This window comes from Nonomuraea sp. MG754425 (genome assembly GCF_021699195.1).
In the GTDB taxonomy this organism is placed as follows: Bacteria; Actinomycetota; Actinomycetes; order Streptosporangiales; family Streptosporangiaceae; genus Nonomuraea.
This window is the reverse complement of record NZ_SSXE01000606.1, coordinates 1-248: the sequence shown is the minus strand read 5'-3', so window position 1 is coordinate 248 and position 248 is coordinate 1. Positions and strand designations below refer to the sequence as shown.

General features: G+C 77.4%; 1 protein-coding gene. It reads right to left on the bottom strand.

What is annotated here, in order from left to right; all coding sequences use genetic code 11:
• Positions 1-248, bottom strand: a 248-nt coding sequence (locus FAF44_RS54170) for a hypothetical protein (RefSeq protein ID WP_237111252.1), incomplete at both ends; no start/stop codon positions are given.

Here is a 248-nt window from a genome sequence, read left to right as displayed (position 1 = left end):
GGCAACGGCGTGGCCGTGGCGGCATGGACGGTCCGGGCGAGGGCGGCGAGGTCTCGGTCCCCGAGGGGGACGGGCTGGAAGTACCACCACAGGCCCAGGGCGTCGGCGGCGTGCGGCAGGTCGATGTCCCTGCCGTTGACCACCAGGTACAGGGTCTCGACGCCGAGCCGCCGCCGTGCGGCCAGACCGGCGGCGGCGGCCAGCGCCGCGCGCAGGTCCGTCCCGTGCCGGTCGGCCCAGACCTGGGC